This is a genomic window from Halorubrum sp. Ea1, from assembly GCF_002252965.1.
Taxonomy (GTDB): Archaea; Halobacteriota; Halobacteria; order Halobacteriales; family Haloferacaceae; genus Halorubrum.
Window position 1 is genome coordinate 1 of record NZ_NHPG01000026.1, and the last position, 461, is coordinate 461.

Genomic DNA, 461 nt, shown 5'->3' on the forward strand with positions numbered 1-461 from the left:
TCACGTCGACGATATCGTCCGCGGACTGATCGACGCCGGCACCTACGGGCTTGACGGCGTGTACAACCTCGGGACCGGGGAGGCGTACTCCTTCAACACGGTCGTCGACCGGATAAACGACGTGTTGGGGACGGACGTCGAGCCGGTGTACGTCGAAAACCCGATTCCCGAGGACGTGTACGTGAGCCACACCTGCGCGGACTGTTCGAAGATCCGCGAGGCCACGGGCTGGGAACCTCAGATCGGCTTCGAGTCGGGGACACGACGAGTGTGTTCACCGTATCTGGCGTCGACGAACTCCGACGACTGACCGCCGCGAGGCGGCGCCGGTGTGGTACTCATCGGCGTGGTACTACGTGAGTAGTACCGACTCGATTGACATGCCACACACGTCGACAGAAGCGCAATACCCATTCGACCGTTTGTTCTATTTGGGCACACGTCACCGGACGCGGCCGACG

The 461-nt window shown here is 62.0% G+C and carries 1 pseudogene; it reads left to right on the forward strand.

Annotated features, from left to right (window positions below):
• A pseudogene (locus tag DJ73_RS04035) lies at positions 1-310 on the forward strand (nucleoside-diphosphate sugar epimerase); the annotation flags it as partial.
• Between the last annotated feature and the right edge of the window lie 151 nt (positions 311-461).